Annotated in this window: 17 protein-coding genes and 2 pseudogenes; 14 read left to right on the forward strand and 5 right to left on the reverse strand. The window is 67.2% G+C overall.

The window, feature by feature from the left end; genetic code table 11:
- Positions 1-489 precede the first annotated feature (489 nt).
- Positions 490-1,848 (reverse strand): tyrosine-type recombinase/integrase, encoded by a 1,359-nt coding sequence (locus QM779_RS15500; protein WP_428536914.1) that lies wholly within the window; start codon positions 1,846-1,848, stop codon positions 490-492.
- A 633-nt stretch (positions 1,849-2,481) separates the two neighbouring features.
- On the opposite strand from QM779_RS15500, the gene QM779_RS15505 reads away from it, so the two are divergent.
- The 7 genes and pseudogenes from QM779_RS15505 (at position 2,482) to QM779_RS15535 (ending at position 7,870) form a co-directional block, all read left to right on the forward strand.
- Positions 2,482-2,901 (forward strand): PTS sugar transporter subunit IIA, encoded by a 420-nt coding sequence (locus QM779_RS15505; protein WP_428536917.1) that lies wholly within the window; start codon positions 2,482-2,484, stop codon positions 2,899-2,901.
- A gap of 8 nt (positions 2,902-2,909) precedes the next feature.
- Positions 2,910-3,410, forward strand: a complete 501-nt coding sequence (locus tag QM779_RS15510; protein WP_428536920.1) for a PTS system mannose/fructose/N-acetylgalactosamine-transporter subunit IIB — start codon at positions 2,910-2,912, stop codon at positions 3,408-3,410.
- 18 nt (positions 3,411-3,428) lie between these two features.
- Positions 3,429-4,223: a PTS mannose/fructose/sorbose/N-acetylgalactosamine transporter subunit IIC gene (locus tag QM779_RS15515; RefSeq protein WP_428536923.1), complete on the forward strand. Its 795-nt coding sequence runs from the start codon at positions 3,429-3,431 to the stop codon at positions 4,221-4,223.
- Entirely contained in the window at positions 4,223-5,053 is an 831-nt protein-coding gene (locus QM779_RS15520) for a PTS system mannose/fructose/sorbose family transporter subunit IID (RefSeq protein ID WP_428536926.1), read from the forward strand. The genes QM779_RS15515 and QM779_RS15520 overlap by 1 nt, the downstream gene beginning before the upstream one ends.
- Position 5,054: 1 nt before the next feature.
- Positions 5,055-5,855 carry a ChbG/HpnK family deacetylase gene (locus QM779_RS15525; protein ID WP_428536929.1) on the forward strand — a complete coding sequence of 267 codons (801 nt, stop codon included), beginning with the start codon at positions 5,055-5,057 and terminating at the stop codon, positions 5,853-5,855.
- Positions 5,856-5,904: 49 nt separating this feature from the next.
- Positions 5,905-6,405: pseudogene (locus tag QM779_RS15530) on the forward strand (BglG family transcription antiterminator); the annotation flags it as partial.
- A 343-nt stretch (positions 6,406-6,748) separates the two neighbouring features.
- Entirely contained in the window at positions 6,749-7,870 is a 1,122-nt protein-coding gene (locus QM779_RS15535) for a hypothetical protein (protein ID WP_428538519.1), read from the forward strand.
- A 112-nt stretch (positions 7,871-7,982) separates the two neighbouring features.
- On the opposite strand, the gene QM779_RS15540 is transcribed toward QM779_RS15535, so the two are convergent.
- The 4 genes from QM779_RS15540 to QM779_RS15555 all read right to left on the reverse strand — a co-directional run bounded on the left by QM779_RS15540 (position 7,983) and on the right by QM779_RS15555 (position 11,782).
- Positions 7,983-8,804 (reverse strand): carbohydrate ABC transporter permease, encoded by an 822-nt coding sequence (locus QM779_RS15540; protein ID WP_428536932.1) that lies wholly within the window; start codon positions 8,802-8,804, stop codon positions 7,983-7,985.
- Positions 8,801-9,736 carry a carbohydrate ABC transporter permease gene (locus QM779_RS15545; RefSeq protein WP_428536935.1) on the reverse strand — a complete coding sequence of 312 codons (936 nt, stop codon included), beginning with the start codon at positions 9,734-9,736 and terminating at the stop codon, positions 8,801-8,803. Before QM779_RS15545 ends, QM779_RS15540 begins: the two co-directional genes overlap by 4 nt.
- Positions 9,736-11,046: an ABC transporter substrate-binding protein gene (locus QM779_RS15550; RefSeq protein WP_428536938.1), complete on the reverse strand. Its 1,311-nt coding sequence runs from the start codon at positions 11,044-11,046 to the stop codon at positions 9,736-9,738. The genes QM779_RS15545 and QM779_RS15550 overlap by 1 nt, the downstream gene beginning before the upstream one ends.
- Positions 11,047-11,125: 79 nt before the next feature.
- The gene (locus QM779_RS15555) at positions 11,126-11,782 is read right to left on the reverse strand and encodes a GntR family transcriptional regulator (protein ID WP_428536941.1); all 657 of its coding nucleotides are present in this window, start codon (positions 11,780-11,782) and stop codon (positions 11,126-11,128) included.
- Between the two features lie 143 nt (positions 11,783-11,925).
- Between QM779_RS15555 and QM779_RS15560 the strand changes: the two genes are divergently transcribed.
- The 7 genes and pseudogenes from QM779_RS15560 to QM779_RS15590 all read left to right on the forward strand — a co-directional run bounded on the left by QM779_RS15560 (position 11,926) and on the right by QM779_RS15590 (position 20,213).
- Positions 11,926-14,943, forward strand: a complete 3,018-nt coding sequence (locus tag QM779_RS15560) for a glycoside hydrolase family 2 TIM barrel-domain containing protein (protein WP_428536944.1) — start codon at positions 11,926-11,928, stop codon at positions 14,941-14,943.
- A complete protein-coding gene (locus QM779_RS15565; RefSeq protein WP_428536947.1) occupies positions 14,937-15,365 on the forward strand; it encodes a hypothetical protein in 429 nt (142 codons plus the stop codon). The genes QM779_RS15560 and QM779_RS15565 overlap by 7 nt, the downstream gene beginning before the upstream one ends.
- A gap of 95 nt (positions 15,366-15,460) precedes the next feature.
- A pseudogene (locus QM779_RS15570) lies at positions 15,461-15,850 on the forward strand (extracellular solute-binding protein); the annotation flags it as partial.
- A 13-nt stretch (positions 15,851-15,863) separates the two neighbouring features.
- The gene (locus QM779_RS15575; RefSeq protein WP_428536950.1) at positions 15,864-16,784 is read left to right on the forward strand and encodes a hypothetical protein; all 921 of its coding nucleotides are present in this window, start codon (positions 15,864-15,866) and stop codon (positions 16,782-16,784) included.
- Positions 16,781-17,710, forward strand: a complete 930-nt coding sequence (locus tag QM779_RS15580) for a carbohydrate ABC transporter permease (protein ID WP_428536953.1) — start codon at positions 16,781-16,783, stop codon at positions 17,708-17,710. Before QM779_RS15575 ends, QM779_RS15580 begins: the two co-directional genes overlap by 4 nt.
- Positions 17,711-17,712: 2 nt before the next feature.
- Positions 17,713-18,588 carry a carbohydrate ABC transporter permease gene (locus QM779_RS15585; RefSeq protein ID WP_428538468.1) on the forward strand — a complete coding sequence of 292 codons (876 nt, stop codon included), beginning with the start codon at positions 17,713-17,715 and terminating at the stop codon, positions 18,586-18,588.
- Complete coding sequence (locus QM779_RS15590; protein WP_428536956.1) at positions 18,585-20,213, forward strand: MGH1-like glycoside hydrolase domain-containing protein; 1,629 nt, start codon at positions 18,585-18,587, stop codon at positions 20,211-20,213. The genes QM779_RS15585 and QM779_RS15590 overlap by 4 nt, the downstream gene beginning before the upstream one ends.
- The last annotated feature ends 28 nt before the right edge of the window (positions 20,214-20,241 follow it).

The raw sequence follows: 20,241 nt of genomic DNA on the forward strand, positions 1-20,241 counted from the left end.
ACGGGCCCCTTGATACAGGCCCCGAGTCCCCACTCGCCTGAACGCTAGTCCAAGCGGGAGCTCCTTCGCGCCGGACATGCAATGATCCCGCCCGTGTGTGCCTTTCGAAGGACGGGAGAGTGCGGCGAACCGCTCCACCCTGCACCGCTCAACGCGGTGGGCCATCCGCGAAGCCCGACCGGAAAGGGCTACCCGCTCCGCGACATGGTCATCGCAGTGCTGATGTGGCCGCGGTTCGTTGAGGGTGTGCCGGCGTTCGTTATCTGGCGCGAGGCTGGCCGGGTCACCGTCGGGTAGTCAACACGGCGCGCCTGAACCGGATCACGTGGCTGCTGCCGGCAGAGGATGTGCGCCCTAGGATCCCGCTTAGGCCAGCGTGTCGAGCGGAACGGCGAGGGTTCCGACAACGCGTTTCCCCTAGCCACGAAGATGCGCTCTGTCTCAAGCTGACTGTGCGGGCTCACTTCTTTCAGCCGGTCTCGTTGGAGATCACGATTCAGCAGTGTTCTCGATCATTTTGGAGACGTTCGCCGCAATGGCCGCCAGGTAGTCGACGTCGGCCCGCTGGTAGCGCAGCGCGGTCTTGGACGATGTGTGCCCTCCGATGGCCTGGACGGCCTTGAGGTTGCCGCCGGAAAGCCGGTAGCTCCAGGTGAGGCCGGTGACTCGGGTGCCGTGAAAGATGTAGCCGCCCTGGTCCGTGAGGAGTTCGCGGATGCGCTGGGACTCGTCGCTTTCGGGTTCGCCAGTCGCAGCGGTCAGCTTGATCGCCTCGGCTTCGAGATCGGATGCAACTTGGGCGCACGCCTTCTTGAAGATCTTGAGCCAGGCCGCGGAGCGGATCGGATCACCGTCGGATGCGCGCCAGAACAGCAAGCCAGAACGTCCGATCTGGGTGTGGTCTCGCAGATGGACCTTCACGGCATCCAGGAGTGCTGCGGGGATGGGGAGAGTGCGTGAGGCGATTCCGTTGCGCGCGGTCTTCAGCGCACCAATCTCGACCTTGCCCTCGGCCTCCTTCACCGCGCGTGTCACGGTGACGGTCGGTATGTTGCCCCCGAGGCTGAAGTCGCGCCGTTGCAGGGCACGGACCTCGCCGGAGCGGAGGCCAAGCACGCCGCCGAGGAGCACGCCGAGCCGCAGACGCTCGGGCATCGCATCGGCGACCCGGTACAGCACAGGTATTGGTAGGGGCGCCAAGTCGCGTTCGCGAGACACCTGGGCCTGGGCAGCGGCCTTCACCTTCACCGGGTTGTTGTCAATGAGTTCCTCCTCGACGGCGGCGTTCATGATCGCCCGCAGTAGGTCGTAGGCCTGCCGGCAGGATGACTCCCGGGTCTTCACCGGCATGTTCTGCCACCAAGCGCGGACGTGGCCACGGGTGAGTTCGGTGACCCGGATGTCGCCGAGGCCATGCTGCACGACGGACGCGCCTTTGGTCATCCCCCGGCGGTTCGAGGTGGCGGGTTCTCCCAGGATGTAGTGCTTCAGGAGGCCCCGGTACCGCTCGCGGGTGCCGGCGGAGAGGTCGTCGCGTTCGACATACTGCCGGCCGTACACTTCGATGGTCGGCAGCGCCTCAGCGGCTCGCCTGGCCCGCTCGGCCTCGATGCGCTCCTGCTCCAGCTGCTGGTATCGCTCGAACGGGGGAGTCCAGGTGCCCCGGTCGATCAGCTCGCGCTCCCGGCCCAGCCAAGCCCACGCGTCGCCACTGGTGTCGAACGTCGACAGGGCCGTGAAGCGCGTTCCCTCAGTAACACCCCAGACGCCTCCGTGAACGTAGGACGCCTGAAAGCGGCCGGACCGCGTCTTGCGGACCTTGCCCCAGTTTCGCCTGCTTTCAACCACCTGTTACCACCGCGATTCGCGCATCTCGTATCCTCCGGCGCGCTCAGGACCAGCGTTCCGTGCCCCGAAAGTGCCCCGAAAGTCCGTCTGCATACCTATGAAGAGCTAGGCTCTCCCGCGCAACCGACGGGTAAAAGACCTAGTCAGAGGCCAGTTTACGCCCCCGATTAGGGGATCGCAACGAGCCCGCCGTCGAGTTCGAATCTCGTATCCTCCGCCACTTGACTACGGGAAACGCTCCGACCGCGAGGTCCGCGGGAGGAGCGTTCGAGAGTTGAGTCGTAGTTCACGTCTCAACTGGACCCACTTCCGGGCATCGACAGGATCGGGTCGCGCCTGACCGACCTGGCGAACCCGCGGACGACTCCGACCCAACCGAGGTGCGTTGCGTGCGCCCTGCAGGGCCGTTGGTCAAGAAGGGCCGCATCCGGCCTCGAACGACTCCGCCACCACGGCCGGCAATCCTGCGGGATTCGCCGCGCACTGCCACACATCCTCCCTTGCACCTGACATGGTGCAGGCGGGTGCAATGCACTTTCGGCTCCGCATCCGATGACGTTCAAGTGCAGCCGGGGACGTCGTAGATTCGTCCTCGCCCACGAGGCAACCCATCAACGGAGAGGGAATCTGGAAGTGCTGCGGCTGTTCATCGGGTCCCACGGGCGATTCGCCTCTGGACTTCTCGGAGCCGTCGAGGTCCTCCTCGGCTCGCAGCGTGCAGTTACCACCTACGACGCGTACCTGGACGACACGACGGTCGCTGATGCGGTCGACGCCTTCTACGCAACGGTGCAAGCGGCCGACCAGGTGGTGCTCATGTCCGACCTGTACGGCGGAAGCGTCAACACCGCGCTCTGCGCCTACCTCGATCGTCCAAACACCACCCTTGTGTCGGGCGTCAACCTGGCGTTCGTGCTCGCGATCGCCCTCGAGCCCGCTCCGGTTGCCGATCAGCGAATTCGTGAGCTGGTCGAGCAATCCCGAGACCAGCTTCGCGTCGTCCTCCTCGATGAGGCGCCTGTGGACGCTGGTCAGGACTTCTTCGACGAGTAGGAGAACGAATGATCAAGATGGTCAGGCTCGACGAGCGACTGATCCACGGCCAGGTCGCGATCAAGTGGTCGCGGCACCTGGCGGTGGATCGGATCGTGGTGGCCAATGACGATGCCGCGAGGAGCGAGCTGATTCAGCAATCGTTACTGATGGCCGCCCCGCCGACGGCGAAGGTCGCGATTCGTAGCGTGGAGGACGCGATCACGCTTCTGTCTGATCCGCGTGCCGGCAAGCTCAGCATCCTTGTGGTCGTCGCGACGCCGGAAGACCTGCTGGCCGTAGCCTCCCGCGTCCCGGACATCGCCAGGATCAACGTCGGCAACTACGGGCGGACGGCCAACCGTGTCGACAACGCTCCACGTCCGAGCTATGGCCCGAACCTCTATCTGTATCCCGAAGAGGCCGCGAGCCTGCAGAAGGTCGTGGACACCGGTGTTCCGGTCGTCGTCCAGACCACACCCGAGGACAACCCCACCAATCTCGCCGGCGTCCTGGCGACTCGACGATAGAAAGGAGATCCAGCTGTGATGATCCAAGCGGCGATCGCTGTCTCGATTGCCTACTTCGTGCTGACCGCGATCGACCCGTACTTCATCAGTTGGCAGTGCCTCACCCGCCCGATCGTGATCGCGCCAGTGACCGGACTTCTCCTGGGCGATCCCGCCCAGGGCATCATCATGGGCGCTGCGCTGGAGTCGATCTTCATGGGAATCTCGGCCATCGGTGGCCAGATCCCCGCGGACGCAACGACCGCTTCGGTGATTGCCGTCGCCTACACCATCCTCACCGGTGCCGACACGGAGGCTGGACTCGCTCTCGCGTTGCCGATCGGCACCGCGATGGCTGCAGTCGTGTACAGCCTGATGACGCCCGTGTGGGCAGCATTCGCGCCGCACTGGGAGCGTCTGGCGGCGTCCGGCAACCCCAGAAAGTTCAACATCCAGGTGATGGCGATTTCGATCCTGATGGCGCTGGTGCCGACAGTGATTCTCTTCTTCGCCGTGGCTTTCGGGGTCACCGGGCTGAACAACCTGCTGGCTGCACTGCCCAGCTGGGTCATGGCGGGACTCTCCGCCGCCGGCTCGATGATGGTCGGTATCGGCTTCGCGATCCTGATCTCGATGATCTGGTCGCGGACGGCAGGGGCCTTCTTCTTCCTTGGCTACGTCCTGGTCGCCTACCTGAAGCTGGACACGCTTCCGGTCGCCATCCTCGGCGCAGTCGCCGCGCTCACCCTGTTCTTCATTGACAAGGACATCATCGAGGCCAAGGCGAGGGTGCAGACCGCGCAGTTGGCCGACACTGACGAGGAGTTCTTCTGATGGACCATCGCTCACTCACGACCGAGGAGCGCGCCGTCCTGCGGCGGATGTTCCTCCGCTCACATCTGGTGTTCCAGGGCTTCAACATGGTGAAGATGGAAGCCAACGGGTTCACGATGACGATGCAGCCCGCCATCGAGTCCCTCTACAAGGATGACCCGGAGGGTCGCAAGGAGGCTTACCTTCGCCACCAGTCGTTCTTCAACACGCATGCCGTGCCGTTCTCCTTCATCGCCGGAGTCTCGTACGCGATGGAGCGCGACCTGAAGGAGAAGAAGGCGGTGGACGGGGCAACGATCGCCTCGATCAAAGCTGCCCTGATGGGGCCGACGGCGGGCATGTTCGACTCGCTGTTCTTCAACGCGCTGCGGATCATCGCCGCCGGCATCGCCATTGGGCTGGCAGCCCAGGGCAATGTGCTGGGGCCGATCCTGTTTGTGCTGCTGTACGGCGTGAGCCAGTCCGTGGTGAAGTACTACTTCACCAACTGGGGTTACACCCTCGGCACGTCGATGATCGACACCGTGTTCAAGTCGGGACTGATGGCAGCACTCACCAAGGCTGCGGCCGTCCTCGGCCTGACCATGATGGGGGCGATGACAGCGAAGATGGTCAACGTGCCACTGCAGTGGACCATCCAGATCGGTGGTGCGTCGCTGGTCGTGCAGGACGTGATCAACTCGATCATGCCGGGGCTGCTGTCGGTGCTTCTGGTCTTTGGTCTGGTCGCACTCATCCGACGCGGCGTACGGCCCACCTGGCTCGTGGTGATCATCCTGGCCACCGGTGTGCTCGGAGCCCTTGTCGGGATCTTCGGGACGGCGGCCTGACATGTCCCACAAGCTCCTCTGCCAAGCGGACGACTACGGGATCACCGATGCCGTCTCTGCCGGCATCCGCAAGGGCATCCGGGACGGGCTCATCCGAAATACCGGGCTGTTCACGAACATGCCCTCCAGTGTGAGCGCTGTCGCCGATCTCGACGTCGACGTGTGTCTGGGCCAGGACTTCAACTTCGTCACGGGCCGACCACTCTGCAGCCCGGCGGAGGTCCCGGACCTGGTCGACTCGTCAGGACGGTTCCGCACTTCGGGGGCTGTGGTCGCAGCCGGGACCGTGGTGGGGTCGCAGGGCGGGATCATGCTGGAGTTCGAACAGGATCCGTACCCGATTGACCAGGTCATGCGGGAGGCGAACGCCCAGTACGAACGGTTCCTGGACTTGGTCGGGAAAAAGCCGGAGTACCTCCATCCCCATTCGCTCGTGACCGCGAACACGCATGCAGTGATCGCGGAACTCGCCGAGCGACACGGAATCGTCTTCGCCATGGACCACGCCGACCAGATCGGCGCTCACTTCCTCACCAACACATGGAATCCGAAGCCGTTTCCGCTCGAGCGGCAGCTCGGAACCAATGTCGAGGAGGAGGTGCTGGCCGTGATCCCGGAGGTTCTTGACCACGACACCACGCTCATGATCGCCCACCCCGGCTTCCTGGATGACGAACTGTTCCAGATCACCACCTACACGGTGATCCGAATGAAGGATCTGGCCATGTACTGCTCACCGAGGTTGCGTGAGTGGGTCGAGTCGCACGACGTCGAGTTGGTCAGCTGGCGTGACGTGGGTTGATGCCGGATCGGGTTGCCGCTGGACACGCTCAGATTGAGACAATCGCCCCATGTCCAGCGGCAACCCACGGATCGCGGCGATCCTCCACGTTCTCGCACACGCGGAGTCCCCGGTCACGGCCCGCCAGCTTGCCCGCCGGCTCTCGGTGTCGGAGCGGACGATCAAGACGGACATGTCGGCGCTTCGCGCCCAGGCACGAGACCTTGGAGCCGACCTGCGAGCACGGAAGGGGCGCGGGTACTGGCTGGAGGTCTCCGACAGCGCCCGCTTCGCCGAAGGTGTCGAACAGCTCGACATCAGGGCGGCGTTCCGGGGTTTCGGTGGCGCCGCATCACGGGCTCGCACGCGGGAGGTCCTCGCTCGGCTCCTTCTCGCTGAGGGCTGGACCACCATCGACGAACTCGCCGAAAGTATGTTCGTCTCTCGCAGTGCTTTGCGACCCGACCTCCGCGGAGTTCGGGAGTTTCTCGCCGGGTTCGGGCTCCAGCTGGAGTCGCGGCCGAGCGCCGGCATTCGGGTGTCAGGCACGGAGTTCGCTCGACGGTTGTGCCTCACCCACCTTCTCGAGCTCGCGTTCCACAGGTCGCGCCCAACGCTCGCGCACGGCGTCTCGCCACTCGACCTCGACGAGTTCACGATGCTGCGGCAACGGCTCCTGACGGAGCTGCGGAACTCGACGGTGCGGATCGCCGACACCCGCACCCAGCGGCTCGCCCAGTACCTCGCGATCACAGCCATGAGACTGCGGGGAGGGCACGGTGTCGAGGAGGAGGCGGCCTGGGTGGAGTTGGCCGAGGCCACACCACAACACGATGTCGCGGCCCGGGTCCTGGCTGCGGTCCCCGGAGGAGACGCCGACCCACCGCGCAGCGCGGAGATTCTCAGCCTTCGCCGTGCTGCTGCTGATGTGGACGGATGCCGTTGTCGAAGCAACGAACACACCCTGCAGCCGGGCCGCTGCCCGCCGGGCAGACGGCCTCGTGACGGTCGTCCACGAGGACCTCGCTCGCGCGTTCGGCGTCCGCATCTTCGAGATCCCTGCCGCACGAGCTGCACTCGTGGCGGGAGTGGTGCCCATCCTCGCCCGACTCAGTGCGGGTCTGGGGTCTGCGCAGTTCCAGACCGGAACGCAGTCATCCATGGACGAGGTCGCCTCGCCGGTTGCACTCGCGCTCGCGCGTCGTGCCGCCGTTGTCCTGTCACCGATGGCGCCCCTCGCCACAGATGCCGTGATCGACCTCGCCAACCGGATCGCGGTGGTGGTCGACTCCGTCAAGAGGAATTTCCAGCCTCGCCGGCTCGCCGTCTGCAGCGGCCACGGCCTCGTCGGCGCCGAGCAACTCAGGGCGGAAGTCCTGGATCGGTACCCGGTTGACCGCTACTTCGCGGCGCTCGATGCCTACGAACTCTACGAGCTCAGAGGCGTGCCGGTGGCACAGTACGACGCCGTGGCGTACGACGGCGCGTTCGTCGCCTACCGCTACGACTGGCCGGTCGTCCAGCTGGGGAGGCCTGTCGACGGCGCCGGGCTCCAGCGCTTCCACGACGTGGTCATCGCTCCCGGATTCGGATACCGAGCGGCCGCTGAGCGGCTGGGGTTGGACGATCTGGTGGTCTTCCGCAACCTGAGGGTGTCGTCTCTCGACACGCTCGCGGCAACCGTGGGGTTCCGCCTCGCCGCAGACCCCGAGGCTGCGGAACACCTTGAGGCGGATATTCTTCGTTCCTTCGAGACCAGCATCTACTCACGTGCCTGCGTCCTCGTCCTTCCGCAGCATCCCGGCGCGACGAACCACTTCGAGCTCTACGAGCTCGCCAACCCCGTGGCAGGGGGAGGTATCGAGGTGCATCACGTGCTGCTCTGTGTGGTCGACATGCAGGGGGACAATCAGCTGTTGCGTCTTCTCGACGACGTTCTCACGCAGGTGATCCACGATCAGGACTCGATCGAGACTCTCCTGAGCGCGGGGAGCTTCGATCCGATCCTGTCGCGGGTGGCGGCGCGGGCACGATAGGCCGCGAGAACGGGGCTCGTGAAGCCCCGCATGGCCCGCATCCCACAAGTGGTTCGCGATCCCCCATCCGCTGCACAGGAAGTCGGCCAGGACCGGGATCCCCTCCCCTGGTTCAGCCTTTGACCGCGCCCCCGAGCAGCCCGGCGATGAACTGCTTCTGGAAGAAGAGGAACACCAGCAGGAGCGGGATCGTCGCGAGCAGCGAGCCGAGCATCAGCCCGGAGTAGTCGACGCGGGTGAGACCGATCATCCGGTTGAGCGCGAGCGGGACGGTGTAGTTCGACTCCGTGTTCAACATCAGCAGGGGCCAGATGAAGGCGTTCCACTGACTCATGAATGTATAGATCACCAGGGCTGCCAGTTGCGGCAGCGCGACCGGCAGGACGACGCGGTAGAACGTCCGGAGTTCGCCGGCTCCGTCGATGCGGGCGGCCTCCACCAGCGAGTCGGGGAAGTCCAGGAACGCCTGCCGCATCAGGAAGATGCCGAACGCGTTGGCCAGGAAAGGCAGGATCACCGCCTGGTAGCTGTCGATCCAGCCGACGCTCGACATCATCTGGAACAGCGGGACGAGCAGCACCTGCATCGGGATCATCATCGTGAGCAGCACCAGGCCGAGCAGAAGGCCGCGTCCGCGGAAGCGGAACTTGGCCAACCCGTAGCCCGCCATGGCCGACACCAGAGTGCTGAAGGCGGTGTAGACGACGGCGACGCCCAGCGAGTTGAGCATCACCCGCGCGAAGCCGGTGCTCTGCTGCAGCCTGGCCAGGTTCGCCAGGAGCTCGGCGCCGGGCAGCCACGGCAGGGGTGTGGCGAACAGCTCGGACGTCGTGTGGGTCGAGGCGATCGCCATCCACCAGAACGGCAACAGGCTCACCACGGCGCCCAGCCCGAGCGCGACGTAGAGGACGGTGAGGCCCACTGTGCGCCTCATCGCGCACCGCCCCGCGCGCGGGGTTCACGTTCGCGCATGAACCAGAACTGCAGCGCGGACGCCAGCGTGATGATCACGACCAGCAGCCACGCGATCGCGGACGCGTACCCGAAGTCGAACTGCCGGAAGGCGACCTTGTAGAGGTAGAGCACAGGCGTCAGCGTCGCGTTGTTCGGGCCGCCGGCAGTGAGGATGTAGTTCTCGTCGAACAGCTGCAGGGCACCGATCGTGGAGGTGACCGTGGTGAACACCAGGACCGCCTTCAACTGTGGCACGACCACCTTGCTGAAGGTGGCCCACCAGCCCGCCCCGTCCACCTTCGCAGCCTCGTACTGCTCGCCGGGGATCGCCTGCAGGCCGGCGAGGATGATCACCATGTTGTAGCCCGTCCAGCGCCAGGTGATGGACGCGATCAGGGCGACCTTGGCCCACAGCTCGTTGTTCAGCCAGTCCACCGCAGGGATGCCGACCACGCCCAGCAGCTGATTGACCAGCCCGCCGTCTGTGGCGAGCATGACCCGAAAAACCATGGAGTAGGCCACGAGCGTGGTCACCGCAGGCAGGAAGTACGCCAGCCGGAAGCCGGTCCGCAGCTTCAGCCACGACTGGTTCAGCACGTACGCGATCCCCAGGGCGAGCACGATCATCAGCGGCACCTGCACCACCAGGATGATGCCCGCGTTGGCGAGGCTCTGCGCCACCAGCGGGTCCTGGGTCAGCCGCAGGTAGTTGGCCAGGCCGACCGGTCGGGACACCCCGCCCTTCGTCGTGAAGAAGCTCTGCAGGAGCGAGGCGACCAGCGGGTAGGCGAAGAAGAGGCAGAACAGCGCGAAGGCGGGCAGGGAGAACCACAGGCCGGGGCGCGCGAGCCGGCGGCCGAGGCGGGAGGGGCTCCGCCTCGGCCGGCCGGCGGGCGCCGACGTCGCGGCCATCAGCCGGCGATCTGCCGGCCCGTCGCGGTCGCGATCTGTTTCGCCGCGTCGTCCAGCACCGCCTTCGGGTCCTTTCCGTTCAGCACGGCGGCGACCACCGCGTTGCCGACGATGTCGGACGCCTTGGCGTAGTCGCTGGTGTAGTTCACCGGCGGGATCTTGGCGGTCTGGTCGGCGAACAGCTCGTAAACCTTCTGGCCGCCGAAGTAGGCCGACGGTTCGGTGAAGATCGACTCCTTCAGCGCGGGCAGGTAGGACGGGAAGAGGCCCTCGTTCTCCATCATCGACGCCTGGTTCTTCGCGTCCGCGAGCACCCAGGCAGCGAAGTCGGCGGCCAGGACGGGGTTCTTCGCCTGCGCAGGCACGGCGAGGTTGGAGCCGCCGTTGGCCGCGGTCCGGGCGCTGTCGCCGAAGGCGGGCAGCGGCACCACCCCGAACTTGCCGGAGAGTTCCTTCATCTCGCTCTCCAGGGTGCCGATCCACCAGACCGCCTCGGGATGGACGGCGGAGTCGCCGGCCTTGGTCGAGCTGACCCGGCCGTCCCAGCCCTTCACGTTCTTCAGCAGCCCCTTGTCCTGGATGGTCTTCAGGACGGTCAGCGCGGCCACGGCCTGGTCGCTGTTCACCGCGACGTTGCCGTTCGCGTCGAAGATCCAGGCGCCCTGCTGCTGCATCAGCATGCCGAACGTGGCGCCCGAGGAGACGTCGATCGACATCAGGGTGTGTCCGGTGGCGGCCTTGATCTTCTCGCCCGCGGCGATCAGCGCGTCCCAGGTCGTCAGGGAGTTCGGGTCCACCCCGGCGGCCTTCAGGTAGTCGGAGCGGTAGTATAGCGCGACCGTCCCCGAGTCCCACGGCACCATGTAGATGCCGCCGTCCGTGCCGGTCGCCGCGGCCCACTTGGACGGATCGAAGACGGCCTTCTTGTCCCCGATCACCGAGTCGAGCTTCACGAAGCCCTGCGGGAACTCGCCGAGGTAACCGGACGCGTGGTCGGTCTCGATGGTGAGCAGGTCGGGCAGGCCGCTGCCGGCCTGCAGGCCGACGGAGATCTTGTCGTAGGCATTGTCGTAGCCGATGTCGACGACGTTGATGGTGGTGCCGGGATGGCTGGACTGGTACTCCGTCCCCAGCCGCTTCAATGCGGTGGCCGCGACGTCCCACGACCAGACGGTGATCTCACCGGTGGGGGCGGCGGACGCGGTGACGGCGGGCGCAGAACTGGCCGCGGGGGCGGTGCCGCCCATCGCGCAGCCGGTGAGCGAAAGGGCTGTCGCGGCCGCGAGGGCGACGGCGATACGGGACTTCATCAGGCGACCTCCTCGTTGAGTTCTTCATACTGTATTCAGAATACGAAGACTCGTACAGGGGTCGGCGGTCACAGTTGGGTCACGCGCTGAGGTAGCGACTGCTCGCCTGGAGCAGGATGCGCTTGGCGCCGTTCACCCAGTTGGCCTTCAGCGCGGCCTGGGCGCCGGGGACGTCGCCCTCGATCAGACACGCGGCGATCGCGGCGTGCTCGGCGGCGACCCGTTCGACCACGGCCTCGTTGGGAACCAGCAGGGACTCGTACCGATGGAACGACAGCCGGACCGTCGCGATCAGGGCGAGCAGTCGCTCGTTCGGGCAGGCGCTCAGCATCACCCCGTGCCACTCGTCGTCGCGGGTCATGATCATCGAGTGCGCGGCGGACTCGGTGTCGAAGTCGGCGGCGAGCCTCGCGAGCCGCTGGCCCAGCTTCTGCATCTTCGGCCCCGGGCTGAGTTCGATGGCCAGGCCTTCCAGCGCCGAGATCACCGGCGCGAGTTCCTCGAACTCCCGCGCGCTCATCGCGACGAAACGGAACCCCTTGCCGCTCTCGCTCTCGATCTGGCCCTCGGTCTCCAGCGCGATCAGTGCCTCGCGGAGGGGGGTCCGGCTGACCCCGATCTCGGCGGCCAGTTGCACCTCGTTGATGCCCTCACCCGGCTTGACCGCCCCTGTACGCATGCGGCTGAGGAGTTCGTCGCGGACCTGCTCGCGCAGTGCGCGCCGCTCGATGGGCATGGTCTCCTCCTGCGGGGTTGTGCGCAGCATACGGCCTGCGCTGTCGCCCCGTGGTGCAGAGAGGGCCCTTGGGGTTGCGGTTCTGTATTCAGTATTCTTAGTGTGGCCGTTGCATTCGATGTCTGCAAGACGGAGGAGGGACGATGACGCACCCGTGGGCCGATCAGTCCGCGCTGCACAGTGGGCGGCTCCCTGCTCGTGCCTACTTCGTCGGCTACCCGGACGCCGCGTCTGCGCTGACCTTCGATCGGGGGCTGAGCGACCAGTGGCTGAGCCTGGACGGCGTGTGGCGGTTCCGGCTGTTCGACCGGCCCGAAGACGTGCCGGGGGAGATCTGGCGCGAATCGCAGGACTGGCCGGGGATCGACGTGCCGGGGTGGTGGCAGACGCAGGGCCACGGGCGACTGCAGTACACCGACGAACTCTTCCCCTTCCCGGTCGACCCACCGAATCCGCCGGCCGACAACCCGACGGGGGCCTACCAGCGCACGTTCTGGCTGCGACCCGAGGACCTGCAGCGGCAGGCGGTCCTGCGCCTCGACGGCGTGGAGAGCTTCGTCGAGGTGGCGGTGAACGGCCACCAGGTGGGCTTCTCGAAGGGCAGCCGGCTCGCTGCCGAGTTCGATGTGACGCCTTTCGTCCGCGACGGTGAGAACCTGCTCTCGCTGCGGGTCCTCCAGTTCTGCGACGGCAGCTACCTGGAGGACCAGGACATGTGGTGGGCGGGGGGCGTCATCCGTCCGGTGTCGCTGCTGCTGCGTCCTGCCGCGCACCTGGACGACTTCTGCGTCCGCACGACGGTCGCGGCCAACGGCGTGGACGCCGCGGTCGCTCTCGAGGCCTTCTGTTCCGGCGCCACCGGGAGCGTCGAGTGGCAACTGGCGGACGCAGGGGGACGCGTCGTGGCGTCAGGATCGTCCGCGGGTGCGCACCTGAGGTGCGACATTGAACTACGCGATGCCCACCTGTGGTCCGCGGAGGACCCGTACCTGTACACCCTGCTGATCACGGCGCGCGATACGCACGGCGCGGTGGCGGAGGTGGTGCCGCACCGACTCGGCGTCCGCCAGGTGGAGATCGTCGACGGCGAGCTGCTGCTGAACGGTCGCCACCTCGTGCTGCACGGGGTGAACCGGCACGACCACGACGACCACGACGGACGCGCGGTCGGTCTGGCCCGCCTCGAGCGCGACATCCTCACCATGAAGCGGCACAACATCAACGCGGTGCGCACCTCCCACTACCCGAACGACCCGCGCTTCTACGAGCTCTGCGATCGGTATGGGCTTTTTGTCCTCGCTGAGACCGACCTGGAGTGCCACGGCTTCGCGTGCGTCGGCGACATCTCCCGGATCACCGATGACCCCACCTGGCAGGACGCCTACGTCGACCGGATCGAGCGGCACGTGCTCGCCCAACGCAACCACGCGTCGGTCGTGATGTGGTCGCTCGGCAACGAGTCCGGTTACGGCGTGAACATTCCGGCGATGTACGCGCGCTGCCGCGAACTCGACCCGACCCGACCCGTGCACTACGAGGAGGACAGGGACGCCGACGTGGTCGACGTGGTGTCCACGATGTACTCCCGGATCCCCCAGCTGAACGACTTCGGTGAACACCGCCACCCCAAGCCGAGGATCATCTGTGAGTACTCGCACGCGATGGGCAACGGGCCCGGCGGCCTGTGGGAGTACCAGCAGGTGATCGACCGCTGGCCGGGCATCCAGGGGCACTTCGTCTGGGAGTGGTGTGACCACGGCATCCTCACCCACACCGACGACGGTGTGCCCTTCCACGCCTACGGCGGAGACTTCGGCGACGAGCCGAACAACGGCAACTTCTGCATCGACGGTCTCGTCCTTCCGGACGGCACCCCCAGCCCGGGCCTGGCCGAGTACAAGCAGGTGCTGTGCCCGGTTCGGGTCGCGCTCGACGGCGACCAATTGGTGCTCTCAAGCCGGTTCCAGTGCACCGCCCCGGACGACCTCGATCTCGCGCTGTCCTGGCTGGTGGACGGAGAGCAGGCCAGCGCGGCGGCGATCGCGGTGCCCCCGATCGAGCCGGGCGGGAGCACCCGCCTGCCGGTCCCGTCCCGAGAGATCGGATGGGCCGGCGAGGCGCTGCTCACCGTCCGCGTCCTGCACCGTGCGGCGACGCCGTGGGCGGACGCCGGCCACGAGCTGGGTGCCTTCCAGTTCGAGCTGGGCACGCGTCCAAGACCTCCGCTCGTCCGCCGTGGCGTCCGGTGGACAACAGCGCTGCGCGATGGCTTGCTGGAGGCACGCGCCGGTGATGGCGTGATCCGGTGGGACCGGGCGCGTGGCCACCTGGCTGGCTGGACCGTCGCCGGGCGCGACCTGGTCACCGCGCCCCTGCGTTTCCACCTGACCAAACCCCTGATCGACAACCATCGCACGCTGTACGAGCGGCTCTGGGAGCCGCGGGCGCTCGGCCGGGCGGTCGAGCGTTGCCTGGGCTTCGAGTGGCACCGCGAGGACGGGGCGGTGGTGGCGGTGGCGACCGCGCGGTTCGCGCCACCCGCGGGAGACTGGAGCCTCGCCCTGACCACCCGGTACACGGCCCGACCCGACGGCTCGGTGCAGCTGGACGTTGCGGGAGAGCCGAACGGCTACTCCGACCTCGTCGCGGTGATCGGTGCCGAATTGGGGGTCAACCGCCGCTTCGCGCGGGCCATTTGGTACGGCCGTGGGCCGGGGGAGAACTACCCCGACTCCCGCCAGGCGGCCCTGCTGGGACGCTGGGAGGCCGACGTGGCCGACCTGAACGTCCCGTACGTGATGCCGCAGGACACCGGGAACCGCGGTGACGTGCGCTGGTTCGCGCTGCGCGACCGGCAGGGGCGCGGTCTCGTGGTGAGCGCGGCCTCCCCGGTGAACGTGAGCGCCTGGCCGTGGCCGGCGTCCGTCCTCGACCACGCCCGGCACCGCCCCGATCTCGTGGAGGACCCGCGCAGCATCACGCTCAACGTCGACCACGCGGTCCTCGGGCTCGGCTCGAACTCGTGGGGCCAGGAGGTGCTCGAGGCGCACCGGGTACGCCTGGAGCCGTTCCGGTACTCGTTCCTGCTGGCACCGTTGGTCGGCGGGGTGGATCCGGGAGACCTGTGGCGCGGGCTCGGCGAGGGGAGCGGGTCATGCTGAAGCTCTCCGGCGTCGAGGCTGTCGCGGACGCGTTCGGCGGTGGCGTGAAAGGGCGCCGCGTGGTGGAGGCGATCCAACGCTCCGACCTCGTCCTGCCCGAGGTGACCTTCTCCCTGGGCGACTCGCTGACGTACCGGTCGACCACGCGCCCGGACTGTCCCGTCCTCACCGGCCATCGCCGCTATCTGGAGGTGCGGGCCGTGGTGGACGGGCGCGCGGTCTTCGAGGTCGCGCCGCTTGAGGACCTCTCGTCGAGCGACGACTACGACGACCTGAGCGACCGGCAGCACTTCACCGGCCGTGGAGCGCAGTGGGAACTCGGTGCAGACGAAGTTCTCGTCGTGGCAGCGGAGGAAGCGATCCGGGACGTTCTGGTCGAGGGGAGGATGGTCGTCCTCCGGGTCACCGTCGAGTGCAGGTAACGATCCGGTAAGGAACCGCCGAACCCATTGACGAGGCAGAACACTGTATGCAAAATACAGATATCGAGCGTCGTCCAGTAGAGAGGCCCATCACGATGCGCTCACGAACCCTGAAACTTCTCGCCGGCTTCGCCGCGGCGACCCTGGCCCTCGGGCTGGCCGGCTGCAGCGGCGGCGGCGGTGCGGCGTCCGCTCCTGCGTCCGGGGCGAGCGGTGCTGCCGGCACCCCTTCCGGCACGGTGGTGTGGTCGACCTGGGGCACGCCCGAGGAACTGACCCGGTACAAGGACTTCGACACCCAGTTCATGAAGAAGTACCCGCAGATCAAGGTCACGCTGAACCCGGTCGCGTCCTACTCCGACTACCACTCCAAGCTGCTGGCCCAGCTGACCAGCAACACCGCTCCCGACGTCTTCTACATCGGCGACGACAAGCTCGGGCAGTTCGTCAGCGCCAACGTGCTGATGCCGCTGAACGACCGCATGGCCGCGGCCGGCAGTGAGATTCTCGAAGGACGACTTCTACCCCGGCCTGTTCGGCGCCGCGGAGAGCGGCGGAGAGACCTACGCCGCCCCCAACGACGTCAATCCCGACATGTTCTGGTACGACAAGAAGGCGCTGGCCGCTGCTGGCATCACCGAGGACCCGGCCACCCTTGCCGCGAGCGACCAGTGGACCACTGCGACGTTCCTCCAGATGTGCGACAAGCTCAAGGCCGCGGGCCTCACCGGAGCGATGTTCTGGAACTACTGGGCCACCCACTACAGCTGGATCTCCGCGCAGGGTGGCAAGGCCTACGACGGCGACAGCTTCGTCGGCGCCACCGATGCCACGACCGTGTCTGCCGTGACCACGCTCGGCCAGTACTTCCAGAGCAAGACGTTCGTCGTCGCGGACAGCCTGCCCGAGGGCGCCGGTGCCGACAGCCTGTTCGTGCGCCACAAGGCCGGCTTCTTCGTCCAGGGCCGGTACACGATCGGCACGCTCAAGTCCGCCGGAGTGCAGGACGACTACGACGTGGTCCGGTGGCCCACCGTGGACGGCAAGGCGGCCTCGACCGGTGTCGCGGCCTCCTACCTCGCGATCAACAAGAACACGAAGAACGCGGACGCGGCCTACCTGTTCTGGAGCGAGTTCCTGAACGCCGAAGGACAGAAGTTCCGGCTGCAGGGTGGCGGCAACGCGGTCCCCTCGGTGAAGGGTGCCGACTCCGTGGTGCTCGAGGGCTACCCGGCCCACGCGCAGTCCATCCTCGATGCACGGGACATCGGCTTCGTGAACTACGCGGCCGAGGCCAAGGTCCCGGGACTGTCCTCCGACATCAGTGACCTGTTCCTGAAGCTCTACGAGGGCAAGGCGGACGCACAGGGCACCCTCGACGCCGTGGCCGCTCTCGCTACGGAGAAGATCGGCAAGTGAGCGCGCCCAGCCCCGCGCCGGCCGCCCCGGCCCCCCGCCGCACCGCGGCATGGCGCCGACGCGACCGGCGTTGGGGCTGGGTCTTCGTCGGGCCACAGCTGATCGGGATGCTGCTGTTCATCCTGGGGCCGTTCGCAGCCAGTCTCGTGCTCGCCTTCGCTTCCTGGGACGGCCTCACAGAACTGAAGTGGGTGGGGTGGCAGAACTTCATCGACCAACTCGGCGACGAACTCCTGCTGAAGTCCATCGTGAACACCCTGCTGATTGCGGTGATCACGGTGCCGGTCGGTCTGGCGCTGGCGCTGCTGATCGCCGTGGCCCTGCAGAATCTCCGGACCCGATCCCTCTACCTGGTCCTGTTCTTCGCGCCCGTGGTCACGAGTACGGTGGCCGTGGCGATGATCTGGCAGCAGCTGTTCCGCTCCGACGGTGTGCTGAGCAGCTTCATCGCGTCCACCTTCCACGTCGATCCCCCGGACTGGCTGGGCGACCCCCACCTGGCGCTGATCTCTGTGTGCATCGTCACCATCTGGAGTTCCGTCGGCCTGAACTCGGTGATCTTCCTCGCGGGGCTCCAGGGCATCTCCCCCTCGGTGATCGAAGCGGCGCGGATCGACGGGGCCGGCGCGTGGTCGCTGCTCACGAGGATCCGGATGCCGCTGATTTCCCCGATCATTTTCTTCTCCACGATCGTGGCGTTCATCTCCTCGCTGCAGACGTTCGACACCGTCTTCGTGCTCACCTCTGACGCGGGCCCGGACAACGCGACCCGCACGATCGTTTACCACATCTATGACCTCGGCTTCGGCCGCTTCGAGTTCGGCCCGTCCAGCGCGGCGTCAGTGATCCTGCTGTTCCTGACGCTGGTGATCACCGCTCTGCAGTTCGGAGCCCAGAAGCGCTTCGTGCACTACGAGAGCGAGTGAATATGGCCACCCTCGACACCACCGCCCCCGCCGCTTCGCAGGGGCGCGCAGCGCGCAGCGCGCGCCAGGTCCTGCTCCATCTGGTGCTCCTGGCCGGGGGTCTCGCCATGGTGTTCCCGTTCGTGTGGATGCTTCTGACCTCGTTCAAGACGCTGCCGCAGCTGCTCGACGACCCGCTCAGCCTCCTTCCCGATCCCTGGACGATCGCCAACTACGTGCAGGCGTGGACGGCGGTGCCGTTCGGCCAGGCCTACCTGAACAGCATCTACATCTGTCTGCTCTCGGTCGCCGGCACGCTGCTCACCGCGTCCATGGCAGGCTACGCGTTCGCCCGGATCGAGTTCCGTGGGTCGAAGGCGCTGTTCTGGATCTTCCTGGCCACCCAGATGATCCCCAAGCAGGTCACGCTGATCCCGTTCTACCTGCTCATGACGAAGTTCGGCTGGGTCGACTCGCACCTTTCCCTGATCGTGCCGGCTATGCTGGTCAACCCTTTCGCCGTGTTCCTGATGCGCCAGTTCGTGCTCACCCTGCCCAAGGAACTGGAGGAGGCCGCGCGGGTGGACGGCTGCGGGCGCTGGCGGATGTTCTGGCGGATCGTCCTGCCCAACCTGCGCCCGGGCCTGGCCGCGCTGGCGATCATCGTGGCGCTGGACGTGTGGAACAGCTTCCTGTTCCCGCTGGTACTGCTGAACACGCCCGACCTGTTCACGGTGCCGCTGCTGCTGACCAGCTTCCGTGGCCAGTTCGGGACGATCAACTACGGGTTGGTGATGGCGGCCAGCGCGATCGCCACCGTGCCCATGCTGATCGCGTTCGTGCTCGGCCAGCGCCGGATCATCAGTTCGCTGGCGTCCTCGGGGCTGGGCGGACAGTGACCGCCGCCGAGCGATTCGCCGAGGCGGGCACCTTCCTCGACCTGCGTCGGGTGCCGTTCACCCTGCCCGGCTCGAGGCTCCTTGTTCGCCGCGCGGACGAAGGGCTCTCGGTGAGCCGCGCCGAGTACGAGGTGGACGCCGACGACGCGATCGTGGTGGCGTCCCTGACTCTTCGGGATCCGGACGGCAGCCCGCTGCCGGTGACGTCGGTGCAGGTCGACCGGATCGGCTTCGGCGACGGGGCGGCAACGCTCACCTTCGGCGGGCCGATGGAACTCAGTCTCGGCGGCTCCTCGATGGTCGACCTCGGCGACGGGTCGCCGCTGTACGACCTCAGCGAGTCGGACGTGCTGCTCGTCGTCGGTGACGACCGGCGGGTTGACGCGCAGCGGGACCATGGCCACGCCCGCCGCCTCGCGGGCACGCAAGAGTTGTGGCTGGACTGGTTCGCACGGTGCCCGGACGTTCGTCCCGACTTGGCAGCCACTGCCGCCCACTGCTGGTGGGTGCTCGGCGCCAACCAGGTGGAACTGGGTCTCGTTCCCGGTTCCCGCGCCGTGGTGCCCTCGAAACTCGGGTACGTCGCGCTGTGGCAGTGGGACGCCTATTTCATCGCGATCGGGCTGCGCCACGGCGATCTCGTGCTGGCCGCCGAGCAGCTGGAACTCGCCCTCCGCTTCGCCACCCTCGACGGCCAACTGCCCGACGTGGTGCATGACACCGGCGTCCTGTCGAGCAGCGACGACCTGCCCCCGGCCGACCTCGCCCGGCTGCGCGAGCTCGGTTCGCCGGCCGCCGACCCGACGGTGCCGGTGCCGCTGACCAAGCCGCCGCTCGCCGCGCTCGCGCTGGCGCTCCTGGCCGACTCCGGGCTCGACCGGCCGCAGGTCGAGGCCCTGCTGGCCCCGGTGGTCGCGTCCCAGCGTTGGTGGCTCGAGTCCTGCCTCGCCTCGGACGGCCTGCCCGAGTACGCGCACCCGTACTCGTCGGGGCTGGACGACAGCCCCGTCTTCGACACCGATCTGCCGGTGGCAACTCCCGATCTCGCCGCCTACCTGGAACTCCAGGACCTGTTGCTGGCCGACCTCCTGGACGCACTCCGGCGCACCGAGGCGGCGGCACGCCACCGCGCCCGGGCGCGGGCGAGCGCGGAGCGGCTCCTGCGGCTGTGGCGTACGGAGGAGCAGAGGTTCGGTCCCCGTGGCGGCTCTGGTCCGCTGCGGTCGCACACGGTGCTCGACCTGCTCCCCCTGCTGACGGGAACCCTGCCTGCGGAGGTCGTCCGTGCCCTGGTCGCGGACCTCGCGGACCCGGCATCCTTCGCCGCGCCTCACCCCGTCCCCACGGTGGCGATGAACGAACCCGCGTTCTCGGCCCGGCGGATGTGGCGAGGGCCGACCTGGGTGAACACGAACTGGCTGCTCATCGAGGGCCTGCTGCGCAGCGGCGAGCCGGAGCGGGCGGCCTGCCTGGCCAACCTCACCCTGGCGTTGGTGGTCGACGCCGGGGGTGCGTTCGAGTACTACGACCCTCGCACCGGACGCCCGGCTCCCGCGGCGGCCCCGGCCTTCGCGTGGACGGCGGCACTGTTCCTCGACCTCGCCGTACGGTTCGCACCCTCTTGACCCGGATGAGATCCACAGTATTCTGAAT

Source organism: Propionicimonas sp. (assembly GCF_049840635.1).
In the GTDB taxonomy this organism is placed as follows: Bacteria; Actinomycetota; Actinomycetes; order Propionibacteriales; family Propionibacteriaceae; genus Propionicimonas.